Genomic DNA, 19,193 nt, shown 5'->3' with positions numbered 1-19,193 from the left:
TCACGAGCGGCTCTCGCGGCACGACCCGACCCCCGCCTAGCACTTTTGCCGGGAATTTGCGACTTTGTGCCCGCGTTCACAAAGACCTAGAGTCAGGGGGTCATTGATCCTCTGTGGCCGGCGTTTGGTATACGCCTGCCCGAGACGCATGAGGAGTCGAAGCGCCAGTGAGCACCGCATCGGCCGCCCGTCGGGAGATTCCCGAAGCCACCGTGGCTCGGCTACCGCTCTACCTGCGTGCTCTGGCGGCCCTGGACTCCCGGGGCGTCGAGGTCGTCTCCTCCGAAGAACTCGCCGAGGCGGCCGGCGTCCGCTCCGCGGGACTGCGCAAGGACCTCTCCCACCTCGGATCGTATGGCGTGCGCGGTGTCGGCTACGACGTCGAGCGCCTCTCGGAGGAGATCTCCCGCGAACTCGGCCTGCACCACGACTGGTCCGTCGCGATCATCGGGATGGGCAACCTGGGTCACGCGCTCGCGGCCTACGGCGGCTTCGCGACCCGCGGCTTCAGCGTCCGCTGGCTGGTCGACGAGGACCCGGCGATCATCGGCACCGAGATCGCCGGACTGCAGGTGATCGACTTCGCCGAGCTGGCCCAGCAGGCGCCCGAGAGCATCATCGCGGTGCTGGCGACCCCGCCGCACGCCGCGCAACAGGCCGCCGACCAGGCGATCGCACTCGGTGTCCGATCCATCCTCAACTTCGCGCCGTGCATGATCACCGTCCCGCCCGGGGTCGAGGTCCGCAAGGTCGACCTGGCCACCGAGCTGCAGATCCTCGCCTTCCACGAACAGCGTGGCCGGGACGACGAGTTCGGCAAGTGGGGTGACGCTCGATGAGCCTGATCGTGATCGGTATGTCGCACCGCACCAGCGGCGTCGAACTCCTCGAGCAGGTGGCCCTCAGCGCCGACCGGATCGACGACTTCGAGGTCGCCCTCGAGCGCAACGAGCACGTCAACGCCACGGTCGTGGTGTCCACCTGCAACCGGGTCGAGATCTACGCCGACGTGGAGACGTTCCACGGTGCGGTCACCGGCATCACCGAATCCCTTGCCGTCGCAACCGGACTGGCCGTGCCGCAGCTGCGCGAGCACCTCTACGTCCACTTCGAGGACCGTGCGGTCGCACACGCCTTCCAGGTCGCGTCGGGTCTCGACTCCGTCGCCGTCGGAGAGGCGCAGATCCTCGGCCAGTTGCGGGACGCCCTGCGCGCCGCCCAGGAGGGCGACCACCTCGACCCGTCCCTGTCCGCGCTCATGCAGCACGCACTGCGGGTCGGCAAGCGGGTGCACACCGAGACCGACATCGACTCGGTCAGCCGGTCCCTCGTCGAGCGCTCCCTCGACCTCGCGCAGTCCACCCTCGGCGAGCTCAGTGCGCAACGCGCCCTCGTCGTCGGGGCGGGCGCGATGAGCGGGCTGGCCGCGCACACCCTGGCGCGTGCGGGGGTCGGCAACCTCACGATCATCAACCGCACCCCCGCCAAGGCCGCCCGGCTCGCGGAGGCGACCGGCGGTGTCGCGGGGGACTGGACGCAGCTGACCGCCGCCGTCGCGGAGGCCGACCTGGTGATCTCCTGCACCGGCGCCGTCGGCCACGTCCTCGACCTGGACAACGTCGACACATCCGAGAAGGCCACCCTGCTGGTCGATCTCGCCCTGCCGCGGGACATCGACCCGGCACTCGCCGACCTGCCCGGCATCACCCTCATCTCGCTGGAGGACCTCAACGCCTCCGTCACGGACGACGCCGAGAAGACCCAACTGGCCGCCGCGCACGACCTGGTCAGCGCGGAGGTCGCCGAATTCCTCGTCGCGCGCCGTGCCGCAGCCGTCGCACCCGCGGTTGCCGAGCTGCGCGCCCGCGCCGCCGACGTCGTCGCCGCCGAACTGACCCGACTCGCCCAGCGGGTCGAGCTGTCCGAGCACGACGAGGCACAGGTCCAGATGACCGTGCACCGCGTGGTCGAGAAGATCCTGCACACGCCGACCGTCCGCATCAAGCAGCTCGCGGGGGAGGAGCAGGGCGGCCAGGACTACGCCGCGCTGCTGCGGACCCTCTTCGACCTGAACCCGCACGAGTCGCGCGTCTCCCAGATTCCCCACGGCGAAGCCGCTGGAGGTGGCCGATGAGGATTCGTGTCGGCAGCCGCCGCAGCAAGCTGGCGTTGACGCAGACCGGCCTGATCGCCGACCGGCTGCGTGCGCTCGGCCACGAGGTCAAGATCGTGGAGATCGTCACCGAAGGGGACACCAACCGCGCCTCGCTGAGCCAGCTCGGCGGCACCGGGGTCTTCGCCACCGCGATCCGGAACGCCCTGCGCGACAACCGGATAGACCTCACCGTGCACTCGCTCAAGGACCTACCGACCGCACCGGCCGGTGGTCTGACGATTGCCGCCATACCGCCGCGCGAGGACGCACGTGACGTCCTGGTCGCGCGTGACGGCCTCACCCTGGGCGAGTTGCCGCAGGGCGCGGTCGTCGGCACCGGCTCGCCGCGCCGCGTCGCGCAGCTGGCGGCCCTCGGTCTCGGGCTGACCTTCCGCGACATCCGCGGCAACGTCGACTCACGCATCGGCCTGGTGCGCAGCGGCGAGGTCGACGCGGTGGTGCTGGCCCGCGCCGGCCTGGCGCGGCTCGGCCGCCTCGACGAGGTCACCGAGGCCATCGACCCCCTGCAGATGCTGCCGGCACCCGGCCAGGGCGCCCTCGCCCTCGAAATCCGCGCGGACGACGCCGCGTTGCACGACGTAATACAGCAGCTGGACGACCCCGACACCCGCGCCGCCGTCGCCGCGGAGCGCGCCGTGCTCGCCCGGCTCGAAGCGGGCTGCTCGGCACCACTGGGAGCGCTCGCCGAGGTCAGCGAGGACGTCGACGGCGGCCTGGAGATCTCGTTGCGGGCGTTCGTCGGCCGCACCGACGGCAGCTTCGACCTGCGCCGGTCCAAGACCGGCCCGTTCGAGGATGCCGAGCGACTCGGTCACGACGTCGCACAACTACTGCTCGACGACGGGGCTGCCGAAGCCTTTGCGTCGAGTGACAGCCCACCGGATCCGGCACCCGGCGGGCACTTACCAAGGGGCGCAGATCCCGTCACCGACAACCACCCCCCAGCGCCGCGGAGCGTGAACACGTGAGTACAACCAGAACACCCAAGACACTGCCCCAGGTCGCATTCATCGGATCAGGCCCGGGGGACCCGTCCCTCGTCACCGTCAGGGCGGCGAGGCTGCTCGAGGCTGCGGACGTGGTCATCATCGACCAGATCGCCCGTGAGGACTTCGTCGCGGCGTTCACCCGCCCCGACGTCGAGATCGTCGACGCCGGGCACGGTGAGACCGGGCAGAAGCTGACCACGGCGTCCAGGGCCAAGCTGGTGGTCCGCACCGCGAAGGCCGCCGCCCGCACCGACGGCACCCAGGCGCTCGTCGTCCGGCTGATGGACGGCGACCCGGCGACCTTCAACGGTCTGGCGGAGGAGTCACTCGCCTGTCACAAGGCGGGTATCGCCTTCGAGATCGTGCCGGGCGTGAGCGCGGTGACCGCCGTGCCGTCATACGCCGGCATCCCGCTGGTCGGCAGCGGTGCCCGCACCGTGCACGTGCTGTCCGCGGCCGACGAACGGACCGACTGGAGCAGCGCCGTCGCCAAGGACGCCACCGCCGTGGTGCTCGGCACCGCCGAGACCGTTCCCGTCGGCCTCGCCAAGCTGGCCGCCGCCGGCCGCGACCCGGAGACTCCGGTGGCGCTGAGCACCGACGGCACCACCATCCGGCAGCAGACCCGGGTCACCACGCTGGGTGAGGTGAGCGCCGCGCTCAAGGGCCACCCGCTGACCAACCCGGTCGTCGGCGTCGTCGGTTCGGTGGTCGGCCTGCGCGACCAGCTGTCCTGGTGGGAGACCAAGCCGCTGTTCGGCTGGAACGTCCTGGTGCCGCGCACCAAGGAGCAGTCGGGCACGATGACCGACCGGCTCGCGTCACACGGCGCGTCCAGCGACGTCGTCCCGACGATCAGCGTCGAACCGCCACGGACCCCGCAGCAGATGGAACGCGCCATCAAGGGTCTGGTGACCGGCCGCTACGAATGGATCGGCTTCACCTCGGCGAACGCCGTACGTGCGGTGCGCGAGAAGTTCATCGAATTCGGCCTGGACGCAAGGGCGTTCGCCGGTCTGAAGATCGCCGCGGTCGGCGGAGTCACCGCCGAGGCGCTGCGCGTCTGGGGCCTGGAGCCCGACCTGGTGCCGAGCAACGAGCAGTCCGCCAAGGGGCTGCTGGAGGACTGGCCGCCGTTCGACGAGCTGCTCGACCCGATCAACCGGGTCTTCCTGCCGCGCGCCGACATCGCGACCGACACGCTCGTCGCCGGGTTGCAGGACATGGGCTGGGAGGTCGACGACGTCACGGCATACCGGACCGTCCGCGCCGCCCCGCCGGCGCCCGAGGTGCGCGAGGCGATCAAGACCGGCAAGTTCGACGCGGTGTGCTTCACCTCCAGCTCGACGGTGCGCAACCTGGTCGGCATCGCCGGCAAGCCGCACGCCACCACGGTGATCGCGTGTATCGGCCCGGCGACCGCCAAGACCGCCGAGGAGCACGGCCTGCGGGTCGACGTGCTGGCCGCCGAGCCGAACGCCGAGGCACTGGTCGACGCGCTCGCCGACTACGGCCGCAGCCTCGCGCTGTCGGCGCAGGAGGCCGGCGAACCGGTCCGTCGCCCGAGCGAACGGAAGGCTTCGTCGCGGCGCAAGGCCAAGGCGTCTCGATGATCGACAGCAGCGGCGACACCGCGCAGACCAGGGCGGCCGCCCGGCACCGCGCGGCGATCGGGAACCCGTGGGCACTGCCCGCGGGTTCCCCCCGTCCCCGCCGCCTGCGGACCACCCCGGCGATGCGCCGGCTGGTCGCCGAGACCCGGCTGCACCCGGCCGATCTGATCCTGCCGATGTTCGTCAAGGAGGGCGCGCAGGACCCGATCGCGCTGCAGTCCATGCCGGGTGTCCAGCAGCACACGCTCGACTCGCTGGTGAAGGCGGCCCGCGAGGCGGTCGACGCCGGCGTCGGCGGGCTGATGATCTTCGGCGTGCCGGAGAAGCGCGACGAGATCGGTTCCGGCGGAACCGATCCCGACGGCATCCTGAACGTCGCGCTATCCCGCCTGCGGGACGAACTCGGCGACGACACGGTGCTGATGTCGGACCTGTGCCTGGACGAGTTCACCTCGCACGGGCACTGCGGTGTGCTCGACGCGCAGGGTCGGGTCGACAACGACGCGACGCTCGAGCGGTATGCCGACATGGGCGTCGCCCAGGCGGAAGCGGGCGCGCATCTGGTCGGCCCGTCCGGGATGATGGACGGTCAGGTCGCGGTGATCCGCCGGGCCCTGGACGACGCCAGTCACACCGATGTCGGGATCCTCGCGTATGCCGCGAAATACGCCTCCGCGGCATACGGGCCGTTCCGTGAGGCAGTGGAGTCCACCCTGCAGGGCGACCGGCGCACCTACCAGCAGGACAGCGCCAACCGCACCGAGGCGTTGCGTGAGGTGCAGCTCGATCTGGACGAGGGCGCCGACCTGGTCATGGTCAAACCGGCGCTGCCCTACCTGGACATCGTGCGCGACGTCCGTGAGATGAGCGATGTGCCGGTCGTGGCCTATCAGATCAGCGGCGAGATGGCGATGATCGAGGCGGCCGCCGCCAACGGGTGGATCGATCGCGACGCGATGGTGCTGGAGATGCTGACCTCGATCAAGCGGGCCGGCGCCCAGGCCGTGCTGACCTACTACGCCACCGAGGTCGCCCAGCGCCTGCACGGCGTCTGACCGACAGGCTCACAAACGATCGACAGGCCCACTAGATCGAGCGATCTCCGCTCGATCTAGTGGGCCTGTCAGTGTGTTTGTGGGCCTGTCGGCAAAGACGAGCGGAACCTGACACTCGGGGGTCTGTCAGGTTCCGCTCGCGGATAGAGGCTAAGGGCTGGAGCGCCTCAGCGGTAGTCGGAGGCTACGGGCAACTGCCGCAGCGTCGTTGGACGCCACGGGCGACGCCGCAGCGGGTGACTCGTCACCGCTGCGGGCCGTGGCCGCGCAGCAGCCGGACTCGCTCAGGCCTGCGCCTTCACGAACTCCAGGTCGAGGGTGATCTTGACCTTGTCGCCGACGACGACGCCGCCACCCTGCAGCGGCATCTCGATGTCGACGCCGAACTCCTTGCGGTTGATCTCGAGGGTGGCCTCGAACCCGGCGCGGGTGTTGCCGTACGGGTCGGGGCCGATGCCGCCGAGCTCCACGTCGAAGGTGACGGGCTTGGTGACATTCTTGATCGTCAGGTCACCGGTCAGCTCGGTCGGGGTGAGCTTGGTGGACCTGAAGGTCATGGTGGGGTAGGTCTCGACCTCGAAGAAGTCGTTGGTGCGCAGGTGGTTGTCGCGGTCGGCGACACCGGTGTTGATCGAGGCCATCGTGACCTCGGCCGCCACGCTGGAGTCCTCGAGGGACTCGCCGACGGTGAGGGTCGCGGTGAACTCGTCGAACTTGCCGCGGACCTTGCTCACCATCATGTGGCGCACCTGGAAGCCCAGGGCGCTGTGTGCGGGGTCGATGTTCCAGGTGCCGGTGCTCAGGCCATCGAGGGTGGTGGTCGTGGTGCTCATTGCGCTCCTTCGGGAGGACGATCTGGTGGTATGGCGTGGCCGCCGTGTCGGTAGCCATCATGTCCAACAATGATTGATATTTCAATTATTCCCTCGGTGCGCGAAGAAATCCGGCCACCTATGCTGTGACCGTGCCCGAGCCCGCCGTACCCGAAGCCGCGACGCCGCAGACCGACGCGTCGTGGCTGACCGATGACGAGCAGGCGGCCTGGCGCGCCTACCTGCGCGGCAGCCGGCTGCTGGAGTTCGTGCTCGACGCGGAGCTGCAGCGGGCCGGGATGTCCCTCGCGGAGTACGAACTGCTGTCGATGCTGTCCGAGGCGCCCGGCCACGTGATGCGGATGAGCCGACTCGCCGACCTCACCGTCCAGTCGCGCAGCCGCGTCACCCACTCGGCCACCCGGCTGGAACGGCGCGGCTGGGTCGAGCGGCGCAAGGCGGTCGACGACGGCCGGGGGATCGAACTCAAGCTGACCGACGAGGGCTGGGCCGCCGTCCAGGACGCCGCCCGCGTGCACGTCGCGAGCGTCCAGAACCACCTGATCCGGCAGATGGACCCGCAGCTGTTCGCCTCGCTCGGCGAGGCCATGAGCAGCGTCCGCGACCACCTCCTCGGAGTCCACTACAACCCGTAGGAGATCGCGCTCGGCCGCCTGAGACAATGGCGGTATGACGAGCACGCCCACCGAGCACCCGACTGTTCACGACGAGGCGTCGGCGGCGCTGCTGCAGCGCGCCCGGGCGGTCACCCCGGGTGGCGTCAACTCGCCGGTCCGCGCCTTCCGCGCGGTCGGCGGCACACCCCGCTTCATCGCCTCCGCGAAGGGTCCGTGGCTGACCGACGTCGATGGCAACCGCTACGTCGACCTGATCTGCTCCTGGGGTCCGATGATCCTCGGCCACGCCCACCCCGACGTGCTGGCCGCCGTGCAGCAGGCCGCGACCCAGGGCTTCAGCTTCGGCACGCCGAGCGAGAACGAAGTGGCCCTCGCCGAGGAGATCGTCTCCCGCGTCGCGCCGCTGGAGCAGGTGCGGCTGGTCAACAGCGGCACCGAGGCGACGATGTCCGCCCTGCGGCTGGCGCGTGGCGCGACCGGCCGCAGCACCGTGGTGAAGTTCGCCGGCTGCTACCACGGCCACGTCGACCCGCTGCTGGCCGCGGCCGGTTCCGGGGTGGCCACCTTCGCGCTGCCGGACTCCGCCGGCGTCCCCGCCTCGGCCGCGCACGAGACGATCGTGCTGCCCTACAACGACGTCGCAGCCGTCGAGGCCGCGTTCGCCGAGCACGGCGACGAGATCGCCTGCGTGATCACCGAGGCGTCCCCGGGCAACATGGGTGTCGTCCCGCCCGCACCCGGTTTCACCAGCGCCCTGCGCCGGATCACCAAGGAGCACGGTGCGCTGCTGATCTCCGACGAGGTGATGACCGGCTTCCGCTGCTCCGCCGCCGGCTGGTACGGCCTGGAGGGGGAGCCCGAGGGCGGCGCCCCCGACCTGTTCACCTTCGGCAAGGTCATGGGCGGTGGCTTCCCCGCCGCGGCCTTCGGCGGCCGGGCCGACCTGCTGGCCAACCTCGCGCCGGACGGGCCCGTCTACCAGGCGGGCACCCTGTCCGGGAACCCGGTCGCGACCGCGGCCGGGCTGGCGACGCTGCGCGGCTGCACCGCCGAGGTCTACGACCGCATCGGCGTCGTCGCGCACGCGATCGCCGACGGCGCCTCCGCGGCCCTCACCGCGCACGGGGTGCCGCACACCGTCCAGTGGGCCGGCTCGATGTTCTCGGTCTTCTTCCGCGAGGGCGCCGTCCGCAACTACGAGGACGCCAAGGCGCAGGACACCGCCGCGTTCGGCCGGTTCTTCCATTCGATGCTGGATCAGGGTGTGCACCTGCCGCCGAGCTCGTACGAGGCGTGGTTCGTCAGCGCGTCCCACGACGACGCCGCGGTCGAGCACGTCCTGGCCGCGCTCCCGGCAGCCGCGGCGGCCGCGGCCGGCTCCTGAGAGGGCGACACAGAAACCGATGCGACACTCCCAGCGTGATTTCCGTGAGCCGACCGGCGGTGACCGGTGACTGAGACCGTCGTGCACCTGGTCCGGCACGGGGAGGTGGACAACCCCGGTGGTGTCCTCTACGGCCGGATGCCGGGCTTCCACCTGTCCGAGCTCGGCCGGCAGATGGCCAAGCTGACGGCGGCATACCTCGCCGACCGCGACATCACCCACCTGGTCTCCTCGCCGCTGGAGCGCGCCCAGGAGACCGTCGAACCGCTCGCCGAGGCGCTCAAGCTGCCCGTGGAGCTGGACGACCGGGTGATCGAGGCGGGCAACGACTTCGAGGGCCTGACCGTCGGCAAGAACCCCAAGCAACTGCTCAACCCGCGGTTCTGGAGCAAGCTGACCAACCCGCTCAAGCCCAGCTGGGGTGAGCCGTATGCCGAGATCGCCGAGCGCATGGACGCCGCGACCCGGGATGCGCGCGCGCAGGCGGAGGGCCACGAGGCCGTCATCGTCAGCCACCAGCTGCCGGTCTGGATCGCGCGCCTGCACTTCGAGGGCAAGCGGCTGTGGCACGACCCGCGCCGGCGGCAGTGCACGCTCGCGTCCGTGACCAGCGTGGTGTTCGACGACGACCGGTTCGTCCGCATCGACTACGCCGAACCCGCCCGGGAGCTGCTGCCCGACGCCATCGAGGCGGCCGGCTCTGCGTTGGGAAGTGGTCGGAAATGACCGCGCGCAGGAGGGGTATGGCGGCAGCGCTCGCGCTGACCTGCCTGGCGACCCTCGGCCTCGCTGCCTGCAGCAGCGACGGCAACTCGATCACCAAACAGGCCAACCAGGGGGACGACAAGAACTACCTGGCCGGTGACGGCACCCTCGCCCAGCTGGCGCCGGGCCAACGCGGCAAGCCGGTCGTCCTGTCCGGGAAGCTGCTGGACGGCGCGGCCTGGTCGACCAGGAACTACCCGGGCAAGGTCATCGTCGTGAACGTCTGGGGTTCGTGGTGCCCGCCGTGCAAGTCCGAGACCCCGGACCTGGAGAAGGCCTGGGTCAAGCTCAAGAAGAAGGGCGTGCTGATGGTCGGCGTCGACCGCCAGGAGGGCCCGCAGACCGCAGCGGCCTACCTGCAGTCCGCCGGTGTCACCTACCCGTCGCTGCGCGACGACGGGGGAGCGGCACTGGTCGCGCTGCAGGGCAAGGCCTCCGCGACCCCGTCCACCCTCGTCCTCGACAAGCAGCACCGCATCGCCGCCCGGGTCTCCGGGCCGACGACCACCGCCACGCTCACCGGGCTCGTCGACGACGTGCTCGCGAAGGGGTGACCGCACTCCGATGACCGCGAACGCCGCGCAGACGGTTGCCACGGGCAGCCTGCCGATCGCCGTCGTGCTGGCGGTCGCTGCCGGTGTGGTGTCGTTCGCGTCGCCGTGCGTGCTCCCTCTGGTGCCGGGTTTCCTCGGTTACGTCACCGGGCTGACCGACGAGCGGCGCAAGACCCGGTTGGTGACCGGCGCGCTGCTCTTCGTGCTCGGCTTCTCCGTGGTGCTGGTCAGCGTCGCCGCGGCATACAGCTGGGTGCTGAACCTCAAGTACCTCCACCAGGACGTGATGATCCGGGTCAGCGGTGTCATCGTGATCCTGCTGGCCCTGGTCTACCTCGGCTTCATCGGCCAGCGCGGCATCCCGGTGCGGTGGAAGCCGTCCGCCGGGCTGGTCGGCGCCCCGCTGCTGGGCGCGGTCTTCGGCCTCAGCGCCAGCCCCTGCGTCGGACCCGTGTATGGCGCGATCCTCAATCTTGCCAACCCGATCGGTGACTCCTGCGCATCGCGCGGGGTGACCCTTGCGGCGTTCTACTGCCTCGGGCTCGGCATCCCGTTCCTGCTCATCGCGGCCGGCTGGTCGCGCGCGGAGTCCTGGTCGCGCTGGCTGCGTGACCACCACCGGCCGATCCAACTGGTCGGTGGCATCCTCATGCTGGTCGTGGGACTGATCATGGTGTCGGGGCAGTGGTTGCACCTGATCTCCTGGATCCAGATCCGGCTGACCGGCTCCGACACGTTTGTTCCGGTGATCTGATTGGCTGAAACCACCACCAAGCCGGGCAAGAAGGCCCGCCCGAAGCCCGGCCGCAAGCAGCCGGTGCTGGCGCCCAAGATCGGCGTCGTCGGCATGCTGCGCTGGCTGTGGCGGCAGCTGACCTCGATGCGCACAGCGCTGTTCCTGCTGCTGCTGCTCGCGGTGGCCGCGGTGCCCGGGTCGATCTTCCCGCAGCGCAGCATCGACGCCTCCCGCGTCGCCACCTACCTGCAGGACCACAAAGCGATCGGGCCGTGGCTGGACAAGTTGTCGATGTTCGACGTGTATGGCGCCCCCTGGTTCGCCGCCATCTACATCCTGCTGCTGATCTCGCTCGTCGGGTGCGTGCTGCCACGTTGCGTCATACACCTGAAGGCGCTGCGCTCGCCGTTGCCGCGGGTGCCCAAACGGCTCACCCGGTTGCCCGCCACCGCGGAACGCAACATCGACGCACGACCCGAGGACGTCGTCACGGCGGCGCGGGAAACGTTGCGGCGCAAGGGATACCGCGTCCGCGTCGACGACCCGGTCGACGGCGTGCAGGCGGTCACCGCAGAGGGCGGGCGGTTGCGCGAGACCGGCAACCTGCTGTTCCACCTGTGCCTGCTGGTGCTCGTCCTCGCGGTCGCGGCCGACCACCTGCTGGGCTGGCGCGGCGACGTGATCGTGCCCGAGGGCAGCGAACCGTTCGTGAGCGCGGTCGGCAGCTACAACACCCTCGACCTCGGCCCGTGGGTCGACACCGACAAGGCGATCAAGCCCTGGAGCATGAAGGTCGACAACCTCGACGTCACCTTCGAGAAGAACGTCCCGAAGAGTTCGCCGCAGTACGGCCAGCCGCGCGACTTCCGCGCGACGGTGACCACCAGCGCGACACCGGACGGGACCAAGACCACCCGCCGGCTCGCGGTCAACGACGCGGTCAAGCTGGACGGCACCTCGGTCTACCTGCTCGGCAACGGCTACGCGCCGATGATCACCGTCAAGAGCCCGACCGGGAAGGTGCTCTACCACCAGGAGACGCCGTTCCTTCCGCAGGACAACGGCTACCGGTCGGTCGGCGCGATCAAGGTGCCGGCGGCGTCGCCGAAGGAGCTGGGCTTCTACGGGTTCTTCCTGCCGACCGCATCGTTCAGTAATAGCCAGGGGCCGATCTCGACCTACGCCGGCCTGGACGACCCGGCCCTGGTGCTCGGCGCCTACCAGGGTCAGCTCTTCCCGGACAGCCAGCCGCAGTCGGTCTACACGCTCAACATTGCGAAGATGACCCGGATCATGGACGGGAACAAGCCGTGGAGCGCCGTGGTGCGGCCCGGGCAGACCGTCAAACTGCCGGACGGCACCACGATCTCGATGAGCAAGACCATCCCGCGCTGGGCGGGCCTGTCCGCCCGTTACGACCCGGGCAAGGGCACCGCGCTGCTCGCGGCACTGATCGGGCTGGCCGGCCTCATCATGTCGATGACCCTGCGTCGGCGCCGGATCTTCGTCAAGGTCAGCACCGGCGGGGGCGACGACCCCGAAGGCTCCGCGGGCGACGGGCGTAGTCTGATCACGGCCGGGGCTCTCGCCAAGGGCGAGGACCCGCGTCTCCAGGTCGCGCTCGACAACCTCCTCGACGGCGTCGAGGGACGACTAGGAACAACCCCCACATCCCAGGCAGGTCCGGCTCGATGATCAGTTTCACGTCCACGCCCAGCATCTCCTTCGGCGGTCACGCGACCGACGTCGGACTGTCCAACCTGTCCAACAACTTCCTCTACGCCTCGGCGGTCGTGCTGGCGCTGGCCATGCTGTCCTTCGCGCTGGACCTGGCCGGTCACCCGGGCCGGGTGGCGCGTGCGGAGGAGCGCGAGGCGCAGCTGGCGTCGGGCAGCGGCGCGGCCGCGGCGGCCGACGGAAGCGGTCACACGACCGTCCTGGAGCGCACGGCACAGGCCGAGGGCGCCATACCACCGGAGAAGCGGCAGTGGGCCGGCATCGGTATGTCCCTGTCGTGGCTCGGCTGGCTGCTGCTGACCGCGTGCGTGGTCTTCCGCGCGGCGTCCGTGGGGCGCCCGCCGCTGGGCAACATGTACGAGTTCGCCATCGTCGGGGCGTTCTTCGTGATGACCGCGTTCCTGGTCTGGAGCCTGAAGAGCGACATCCGGTCGCTCGGCATCTTCGTGGTCGGTCCGACGCTGCTGACCGAGATGCTCGCCGCGCTGGTCTTCTACACCGCCGCCAGTGAGCTGATGCCGTCGCTGAAGAACTACTGGCTGACCATCCACGTCACCGTCGCGATCCTGTCGGTCGCGTTCTTCACCATCTCCTTCTCCACCACGATCCTGTACTTCGTGCAGAAGTGGCGCGAGGACATCCACGACACGAAGTACACGTTCATGGACGCCGTGCCCGGCTCGGAGGTCCTGGACCGCACCACCTACGGGCTGCTGATCATCGCCTTCCCGCTGTGGACGTTCACCCTGATCGCCGGCGCCATCTGGGCGCAGAAGGCCTGGGGCCACTACTGGAGCTGGGATCCCAAGGAGGTCTGGACGCTGGTCATCTGGGTCGTCTACGCCGCCTACCTGCACGCCCGCGCGACCGCCGGGTGGAGCGGCAAGAAGGCCGCCTACCTGTCGCTGGCCGGTTTCGGCTGCGTCCTGTTCAACTTCTGCGTCGTCAACGTCTTCATCGTCGGCATGCACTCCTACTCGGGTATGTGATGATCCGCTACACCATCTGGCGACTGCTCATCTTCGTGGTCGTACTGCTCGTCCTGTTCGCCGTCGGCTTCCGCAGCTGGGCGCTGCTCATCCTGTCCGCGCTGATCTCGCTGGTCGTGTCGTTCTTCGCGTTGAGCGGGGCGCGTGAGCAGTTCGCCGAGCAGGTGGACCGCAAGGTGTCCGAGCGCCGCGCGCGCGTCGAGGCGTTCCGCAACGCGGACGACGACGACCTCGACGAGGACGAGTAGCCCACTACTGTCGTCACTTACTCGCGGGACCCGGCGCCCAGGCCGGCCCCGATCGCGATCAGCTCCTGTATGACGCGCCGCACCGCCGCCCGCTCCGCCCGGTCGCGCCGGGCCATCGCCAGCACCAGCCGTGCGCTGTCGACGTCGCGCAACCGCAGCAGCCGCACCGCCGGGTTCGGGCGGGTGGTGAAGCGCGGCAGCAATGCGATGCCGACACCCGCCGCGACCAGCGCCTCCACCACCCGGTTGTCGCGCACCTCCTGCACCACCTCGGCGGGCCGGCCCGCGGCGCGCTCGATGCGCTCCAGCAGCCGGCGGAACGGATACCCGGGCGGAGTCGCCACCCACGGCTCGCCGATCGCCTCGTCCGGTGCGATGCTGCGCCGGGTCGCCCACCGGTGATCGACGGGTATGACGATGTCGAGCGGCTCCCGCACCACTTCCTCGATCGCCAGGCCGCGCCGGCGCTGCGGCACGGCGCGCACGGTGTGCCCGATCACGACGTCGTAGTCGTCGGCGAGGCCGACGAAGTCCTCCTCGGCCACGTCGACGTCGTCCAGTCGCACGTCGATCGGCACGTCGCGCAGCCCGGTCAGCAGCCGTGGCGCGAGGTATTCGATGGCGCTGGGCAGCGCCGCGACCCGCACCTCCCCGGCGAGCCGATCGCGGAACTCGTCGAGGCGAGCCTGGGCCCGCGCAAGCGCCGTCTCGACATCGAGGGCGGCCTCGGCCAGCACACGGCCCTCGTCGGTGAGCCGCAGCCCGCGACCGTCCGGTTCGACCAGACGGACGCCGAGATCACGTTCGGCCGTGCGCAGCTGCTGCGATACCGCGGACGGGGTGCGCCAGGTCGTGGCCGCGACGGCGGCGACGCTGCCGCGGTCGCGCAGCTCGCGCAGCAGGGTCAGATGTCTTGACTCCATGAAGGGATCCTAACGAGATGATCCACAAATTCTTGCTGGACCTGAAGAGTGTTCGGGCGCACGATCGACCCATGCCGATCCGTCACCGCCTGCTCGCCGGGCTCGTCGCCGTCCTCTGGGGCGTGAACTTCCTGGCGATCCACGCGTCGCTGGAGCAGTTCCCGCCATACTTCCTCGTGGCGCTGCGCTGGACGCTGATCGCGGTGCCGACCGTCCTGTTCGTGCCACGCCCGCAGGTGCCGCTGCGCTACCTGCTGGGGTACGGCATCGGGTTCGGCGTGCTGCAGTTCGCCTTCCTCTACAGCGCGATGGACGCGGGTCTGCCGACCGGCCTGGCCTCGCTGGTGCTGCAGTGTTCGGCACCGTTCACCGTGCTGCTCGGTGTGCTCGTGGGGGAGCGGCTCACACCGGCCCGGGCACTCGGCGTCGTCGTCGCGGTCACGGGGCTGGCCATCGTCGGGTCGCAGCGTGTCGGCGGGGCCACCTGGTGGCCGTTCGTGCTCAGCCTGTGCGCCGGTCTCGGCTGGGCGTTCGGCAACCTGTCGAGCAGACTGGCGAACCCGCCCAAACCGCTGCACCTCACGCTGTGGATGACCGTGGTGCTTCCGGTGCCGATGCTCGGCCTCTCGCTGCTCGTGGAGGGACCGCGACAGATCGTCGACTCGATCACCACCTCGGGGCACGCCTGGGTCGCCTGGTCCGGCCTGATCTACACCTGCGTGCTCGGCAGCGTCGCGGGCAGCGGTATCTGGACCTGGCTGATGGCACGGCACCCGGCGAGCACCGTGGCGCCATACTCCATGCTCGTGCCGGTCGTGGGACTCAGCACCGCCTGGGCAGTGCTCGGTGAGCGGCCCGGGCCGGTCGAACTCGTGGGCGCCCTGGTGGTCGTCGTCGGTGTGCTGCTCACCTCCAGGGCACCGGGATCGGCTCCCGCGCCGGCGCAACCGGAGTTGGCGGTTCACAGCAAGGCCACAACTGGTTGCCCGGTAACGCATCAGTGACAGGGCGAGTCTTGGCGTAGTCGAAGAACTTGAGGAGCCAAGACATGAAGGGTCGTCTCGTAGCCGTCAGCACGGCACTTGCCGTCGCAGTGGTCGCCCCTGCCAGCGCCGTCGCCACGCAGCACGTGTTCGCGGATCGCGTCACCGTTTCCGGTGCGGCGCCGTCCGTGTCCATTCCCAGCAGCAGCCCGTCGACCGGTTCGTCCGGGTCCGGTTCGGGCAGCTCGGGGTCGTCCGGCTCGAACGGCTCGGGCTCGAACGGCTCGGGCAGCACCGGATCCGGCGGTGACACCTACGGCGGGGGCGGGTCGTCCGGCTCCGACGGCAGCGGCGGCTTCGGGCCCTGGTCGCAGACCTCCAGCAGCCAGGTCTCCGGCACGCCCGTCTCGTCCTGGCCCGGCGTGGTCATGGTCGACACCGTGCTGACCAACGGGGAAGGTGCCGGCACCGGCATCGTGCTGACCTCCGGTGGGATCGTGCTCACCAACTACCACGTGGTCGAGGGCTCCACCTCGATCCGTGTCAAGGCGGCGAACGGCGAGACCTACACGGCGAAGGTCCTCGGATCGGACGAGACGCACGACATCGCGGTCATCCAGTTGCAGGGTGCCAGCGGCCTGAAGACGGCGTCGCTGGACACCGGCAAGGCGATCCTCGGTGAGAAGGTCACCGCGGTCGGCCAGGGCGGCGGCCTCGGCACGCTCTACAAGACCAGCGGCTCGATCACCGCCACCAACCAGCGGATCACCGCCTCCGACGACGGCAGCGGCTCGGACGCCGAGACGCTGAAGGGCCTGTTGCAGACGGATGCGCAGATCGTCCCCGGCTACTCCGGCGGACCGCTGGTCGACTCCGACGGTGAGGTCATCGGGATCGACACGGCTGCTTCGTCCGGGTCTCCGGTCACCGGGTACGCCATACCGATCTCCTCGGCGGTGAAGATCGCCAACCAGATCGAGGCGGGCAGCAAGTCGTCCACCGTCCACATCGGCTCTCGCGCGGCCCTCGGTGTCGAGATCAGCACCCAGTCGTCGACCGGCTACGGGTACGGGTCCGGCGACACCCAGACGTCCGGTGCCGCGGTCGTCGGTACGACCTCGGGTGGTGCCGCGGCAGCCGCGGGCATCACCTCGGGTTCGACGATCACCGGGATCGACGGCAAGACCGTCACCGGGGCGAGCACCCTGACCGACGTGCTGGAGACGAAGTACCCGGGAGACAAGGTCTCGGTGACCTGGGTCGACGCCCAGGGTCAGTCGCACACGGCCACCGTCACGCTCGGAACGTCGCCCGAGAACTGACCCCCAAGCCCGGGGTGCGCGGTTTTCCTCCTCCTTTTCCGCGCTCCCCGAACCTTGAATCGCCCACTGTCGTCAGCGGACCGCGAGTTTGGCGCAACTCGTGATGCTGGTGACGGTGGGCGATTCCGCGTGAGCGGTCCGCTCAGAGCTGGTGGTCCAGGAAGAGGCCGAGGCCGAAGAGCACGCCGTACAGCAGGATCGTCATACCGGTGCTGGCCAGCGGCGGGATCAGGTCGCGTCCCTTGGCGCCCCCGGCCACCGTGCGCGCCGACTGGGCCGCGGGTGCGAGGCCGACCAGTGCGATGAACGCCCACGGGCGTTGTATGCCGGCCACGATGACCGCGACCAGTGCCACGAGGAACAGCGCCGTGAACAGCTGCCGGGTGGCCGCGTCGCCGATACGCACCGCCAGGGTGCGTTTGCCGGACTCGGTGTCGCCGGGGATGTCACGCAGGTTGTTGACGACCAGGATCGCGCAGGCGATGGCGCCGATGCCGACGGATGCGGCGACCGCGCTGAGATCGACCGATCCCGCCTGGGTGTACGTCGTACCCAGTGTTGCGACCAACCCGAAGAAGACGAAGACGAAGACTTCGCCGAGTCCCATGTAACCGTAGGGGTGTTCGCCGCCAGTGTACTTCCAGGCGGCGATGATCGCGAGCACTCCGGCGACCAGCAGCCACCAGGTGCCGGACAGTGCGACGAGCGCCAGACCGCACACCGCCGCCGCGCCGAAGCAGGTGAACGCGGCGAGTTTGACGCTGGACGGCTCGGCGAGACCCTGGCCGACCAGGCGGACGGGTCCCACCCGGACCTCGTCGGTGCCGCGGATGCCGTCGGAGTAGTCGTTGGCGAAGTTCACGCCGATCTGCAGCAGCAACGAGACGAGCAACGCCAGCAGCGCATAGGCGGGGTTGCCGTCACCGAGGGCGTATGCCGCGCCCGTGCCCGCCGCGACGGGTGCGACGGCGACCGGGAGGGTGCGGGGGCGGGATCCGGCGATCCATTCGTTGAGCGTGGCCATGGGCGTACGTCGAGCTACTTTCGAGGAGAGGGCGGCCGTCAGTCGGCCACTGGTTGCGCAGCCAAAGTCTGCCATCCGTCGCGGGCCGCCAGCGCTGCGCGGTCCGGCTTGCCCGGACCGCGCAACGGCAACTCGTCGACGATCAGCAACCGTCGCGGGAGGGCGTATGCCGGGAGCCGGTCGCGCAGTTCCTCCCGGATCTGCTGCAACTGCAGTCCCTTCCGGGTTCGTATGGCGAGCGCTACCGCCTGCCCCCACTCGTCGTCCGGCACCCCGAGCGCGACGGCCTCGAGGATGTCCGGGTGTTGTGTCGCCGCGGTCTCGACGACACGCGGCGCCACCTTGACCCCACCGGTGTTGATCAGGTCGTCGACCCGGCCGAGCACGTGCAGGCGGCCGCCGCTCCATTCACCCAGATCGTCCGTGCGGAAGGTGCGGGTGCCGTTCTCGCGGTGGGCGAACGTGGTGGCGGTGAGCTCCGGCCGACCCAGGTAGCCCGACGCAATGGTGTTGCCGCACAGGGTGATCCGTCCGTCCTCGGCGATCTCGACGGTGGTTCCGGCCAGGGGGGACCCGCTGTAGACGCAGCCGCCGGCGGTCTCGCTCGAGCCGTAGGTGGTGAGCACAGTGGCGCCGAGCCGGTCGGCGTCCTCGAGCATCCCCGGATCTGCTGCGGCTCCGCCGAGCAGGATGCCGTCGAACCCGGCGACTGCGGCGCGAGCCTCGTCGCTGGCGTCCAGCAGCCGGTGCAGCTGCGTCGGCACGAGTGCTGTGTAGCGGCGCTCGTGAGTGAGATTGCTTGCTGCGTCGATGAATTCGCGCACGTCGAACTTCTCGAGCGCGACCGGGGTCGTCCCTGCGCGCAGGCTGCGGATCAGGACTTGCGTGCCCGCGATGTGCTGCGCCGGCATCGGCAGCAGCCACTGGCCGGGCCCACCGAGCCGCTCGTGGGTGGCGTCGGCGCTCGCGACGAGGGCGTCGCGGGTGAGCATCGCTCGCTTCGGGGTGCCGGTCGAGCCGGAGGTGCTCACCACGAGGGCGAGGCCGTCCGGCACCGGTGCTGTCGGGTCGAGCTCGGGAGCGTGATCGCCGGTGTAGGGAACGACGGCGGACCCACCGTCCAGTGCTGCCGCCAGTGCATCGCGATAACCGGTCAGGTCCGCGGCGCGCACGCGGAAGGGTTGCAGGTCAGGCACCCACCCAGAGTAGATACTCCGCCCGCGGTCCTATCGTGTGGCGTGGCGC

General features: G+C 70.0%; 19 protein-coding genes. 15 read left to right on the top strand and 4 right to left on the bottom strand.

The genetic code is table 11. The features are described from left to right. Positions 1-167 precede the first annotated feature (167 nt). Genes FHU39_RS14425 through hemB form a run of 5 tightly spaced genes read left to right on the top strand, consistent with a single transcriptional unit; the run spans position 168 to position 5,833 of the window. On the top strand, positions 168-839 hold the full coding sequence (locus FHU39_RS14425) for a redox-sensing transcriptional repressor Rex (protein WP_183321300.1): 672 nt from the start codon (positions 168-170) through the stop codon (positions 837-839). Further along, on the top strand, positions 836-2,134 hold the full coding sequence (locus FHU39_RS14420; RefSeq protein ID WP_183321299.1) for a glutamyl-tRNA reductase: 1,299 nt from the start codon (positions 836-838) through the stop codon (positions 2,132-2,134). The genes FHU39_RS14425 and FHU39_RS14420 overlap by 4 nt, the downstream gene beginning before the upstream one ends. After that, positions 2,131-3,144, top strand: coding sequence for a hydroxymethylbilane synthase (gene hemC, locus FHU39_RS14415; protein WP_183321298.1), 1,014 nt, complete (start codon positions 2,131-2,133; stop codon positions 3,142-3,144). Before FHU39_RS14420 ends, hemC begins: the two co-directional genes overlap by 4 nt. Then, positions 3,141-4,778, top strand: a complete 1,638-nt coding sequence (locus FHU39_RS14410; RefSeq protein ID WP_183321297.1) for a uroporphyrinogen-III synthase — start codon at positions 3,141-3,143, stop codon at positions 4,776-4,778. The genes hemC and FHU39_RS14410 overlap by 4 nt, the downstream gene beginning before the upstream one ends. Then, positions 4,775-5,833 carry a porphobilinogen synthase gene (gene hemB, locus FHU39_RS14405; RefSeq protein WP_183321296.1) on the top strand — a complete coding sequence of 353 codons (1,059 nt, stop codon included), beginning with the start codon at positions 4,775-4,777 and terminating at the stop codon, positions 5,831-5,833. Before FHU39_RS14410 ends, hemB begins: the two co-directional genes overlap by 4 nt. Positions 5,834-6,117: 284 nt before the next feature. Here the strand turns inward: hemB and FHU39_RS14400 are convergent, their stop codons facing one another. Next, positions 6,118-6,666, bottom strand: a complete 549-nt coding sequence (locus tag FHU39_RS14400) for a YceI family protein (RefSeq protein WP_183321295.1) — start codon at positions 6,664-6,666, stop codon at positions 6,118-6,120. A 131-nt stretch (positions 6,667-6,797) separates the two neighbouring features. On the opposite strand from FHU39_RS14400, the gene FHU39_RS14395 reads away from it, so the two are divergent. The 8 genes from FHU39_RS14395 (at position 6,798) to FHU39_RS14360 (ending at position 13,696) form a co-directional block, all read left to right on the top strand. Then, the gene (locus FHU39_RS14395; RefSeq protein WP_183321294.1) at positions 6,798-7,301 is read left to right on the top strand and encodes a MarR family transcriptional regulator; all 504 of its coding nucleotides are present in this window, start codon (positions 6,798-6,800) and stop codon (positions 7,299-7,301) included. A gap of 34 nt (positions 7,302-7,335) precedes the next feature. Further along, positions 7,336-8,667, top strand: a complete 1,332-nt coding sequence (gene hemL / locus FHU39_RS14390) for a glutamate-1-semialdehyde 2,1-aminomutase (protein WP_183321293.1) — start codon at positions 7,336-7,338, stop codon at positions 8,665-8,667. 66 nt (positions 8,668-8,733) lie between these two features. After that, positions 8,734-9,393 carry a histidine phosphatase family protein gene (locus FHU39_RS14385; RefSeq protein WP_183321292.1) on the top strand — a complete coding sequence of 220 codons (660 nt, stop codon included), beginning with the start codon at positions 8,734-8,736 and terminating at the stop codon, positions 9,391-9,393. Continuing rightward, complete coding sequence (locus tag FHU39_RS14380) at positions 9,390-9,986, top strand: TlpA family protein disulfide reductase (protein WP_183321291.1); 597 nt, start codon at positions 9,390-9,392, stop codon at positions 9,984-9,986. The genes FHU39_RS14385 and FHU39_RS14380 overlap by 4 nt, the downstream gene beginning before the upstream one ends. A gap of 10 nt (positions 9,987-9,996) precedes the next feature. Continuing rightward, on the top strand, positions 9,997-10,740 hold the full coding sequence (locus FHU39_RS14375; protein WP_183321290.1) for a cytochrome c biogenesis CcdA family protein: 744 nt from the start codon (positions 9,997-9,999) through the stop codon (positions 10,738-10,740). Beyond that, positions 10,741-12,417 carry a cytochrome c biogenesis protein ResB gene (gene resB / locus FHU39_RS14370; protein WP_246336579.1) on the top strand — a complete coding sequence of 559 codons (1,677 nt, stop codon included), beginning with the start codon at positions 10,741-10,743 and terminating at the stop codon, positions 12,415-12,417. Next, on the top strand, positions 12,414-13,448 hold the full coding sequence (gene ccsB, locus FHU39_RS14365) for a c-type cytochrome biogenesis protein CcsB (RefSeq protein ID WP_183321289.1): 1,035 nt from the start codon (positions 12,414-12,416) through the stop codon (positions 13,446-13,448). Before resB ends, ccsB begins: the two co-directional genes overlap by 4 nt. After that, entirely contained in the window at positions 13,448-13,696 is a 249-nt protein-coding gene (locus tag FHU39_RS14360; protein WP_183321288.1) for a DUF4229 domain-containing protein, read from the top strand. The genes ccsB and FHU39_RS14360 overlap by 1 nt, the downstream gene beginning before the upstream one ends. Positions 13,697-13,713: 17 nt before the next feature. Here FHU39_RS14360 and FHU39_RS14355 read toward each other — a convergent pair whose 3' ends face one another. Continuing rightward, positions 13,714-14,619, bottom strand: a complete 906-nt coding sequence (locus FHU39_RS14355) for a LysR family transcriptional regulator (protein ID WP_183321287.1) — start codon at positions 14,617-14,619, stop codon at positions 13,714-13,716. 17 nt (positions 14,620-14,636) lie between these two features. Between FHU39_RS14355 and FHU39_RS14350 the strand changes: the two genes are divergently transcribed. Then, positions 14,637-15,623: an EamA family transporter gene (locus FHU39_RS14350; RefSeq protein WP_246336578.1), complete on the top strand. Its 987-nt coding sequence runs from the start codon at positions 14,637-14,639 to the stop codon at positions 15,621-15,623. A gap of 44 nt (positions 15,624-15,667) precedes the next feature. After that, entirely contained in the window at positions 15,668-16,924 is a 1,257-nt protein-coding gene (locus tag FHU39_RS14345; protein WP_183321286.1) for a S1C family serine protease, read from the top strand. 142 nt (positions 16,925-17,066) lie between these two features. On the opposite strand, the gene FHU39_RS14340 is transcribed toward FHU39_RS14345, so the two are convergent. Both FHU39_RS14340 and menE read right to left on the bottom strand, forming a co-directional pair. After that, a complete protein-coding gene (locus FHU39_RS14340) occupies positions 17,067-17,948 on the bottom strand; it encodes a 1,4-dihydroxy-2-naphthoate polyprenyltransferase (protein ID WP_183321285.1) in 882 nt (293 codons plus the stop codon). Between the two features lie 38 nt (positions 17,949-17,986). Then, positions 17,987-19,144 carry an o-succinylbenzoate--CoA ligase gene (menE, locus tag FHU39_RS14335; protein ID WP_343065903.1) on the bottom strand — a complete coding sequence of 386 codons (1,158 nt, stop codon included), beginning with the start codon at positions 19,142-19,144 and terminating at the stop codon, positions 17,987-17,989. Between the last annotated feature and the right edge of the window lie 49 nt (positions 19,145-19,193).

It is taken from the genome of Flexivirga oryzae (genome assembly GCF_014190805.1).
Classification (GTDB): Bacteria; Actinomycetota; Actinomycetes; order Actinomycetales; family Dermatophilaceae; genus Flexivirga; species Flexivirga oryzae.
This window is presented reverse-complemented; position numbering and strand designations above follow the sequence as displayed.

Coding starts and splice junctions, on each gene's coding strand:
- hemB (WP_183321296.1), top strand. CDS start 4,775: ATGATCGACAGCAGCGGCGACACCGCGCAGACCAGGGCGGCCGCCCGG.
- FHU39_RS14400 (WP_183321295.1), bottom strand. CDS start 6,666: ATGAGCACCACGACCACCACCCTCGATGGCCTGAGCACCGGCACCTGG.
- FHU39_RS14420 (WP_183321299.1), top strand. CDS start 836: ATGAGCCTGATCGTGATCGGTATGTCGCACCGCACCAGCGGCGTCGAA.
- FHU39_RS14345 (WP_183321286.1), top strand. CDS start 15,668: ATGAAGGGTCGTCTCGTAGCCGTCAGCACGGCACTTGCCGTCGCAGTG.
- hemC (WP_183321298.1), top strand. CDS start 2,131: ATGAGGATTCGTGTCGGCAGCCGCCGCAGCAAGCTGGCGTTGACGCAG.
- FHU39_RS14360 (WP_183321288.1), top strand. CDS start 13,448: ATGATCCGCTACACCATCTGGCGACTGCTCATCTTCGTGGTCGTACTG.
- FHU39_RS14355 (WP_183321287.1), bottom strand. CDS start 14,619: ATGGAGTCAAGACATCTGACCCTGCTGCGCGAGCTGCGCGACCGCGGC.
- ccsB (WP_183321289.1), top strand. CDS start 12,414: ATGATCAGTTTCACGTCCACGCCCAGCATCTCCTTCGGCGGTCACGCG.
- hemL (WP_183321293.1), top strand. CDS start 7,336: ATGACGAGCACGCCCACCGAGCACCCGACTGTTCACGACGAGGCGTCG.
- FHU39_RS14380 (WP_183321291.1), top strand. CDS start 9,390: ATGACCGCGCGCAGGAGGGGTATGGCGGCAGCGCTCGCGCTGACCTGC.
- FHU39_RS14340 (WP_183321285.1), bottom strand. CDS start 17,948: ATGGCCACGCTCAACGAATGGATCGCCGGATCCCGCCCCCGCACCCTC.
- FHU39_RS14350 (WP_246336578.1), top strand. CDS start 14,637: ATGATCCACAAATTCTTGCTGGACCTGAAGAGTGTTCGGGCGCACGAT.
- FHU39_RS14375 (WP_183321290.1), top strand. CDS start 9,997: ATGACCGCGAACGCCGCGCAGACGGTTGCCACGGGCAGCCTGCCGATC.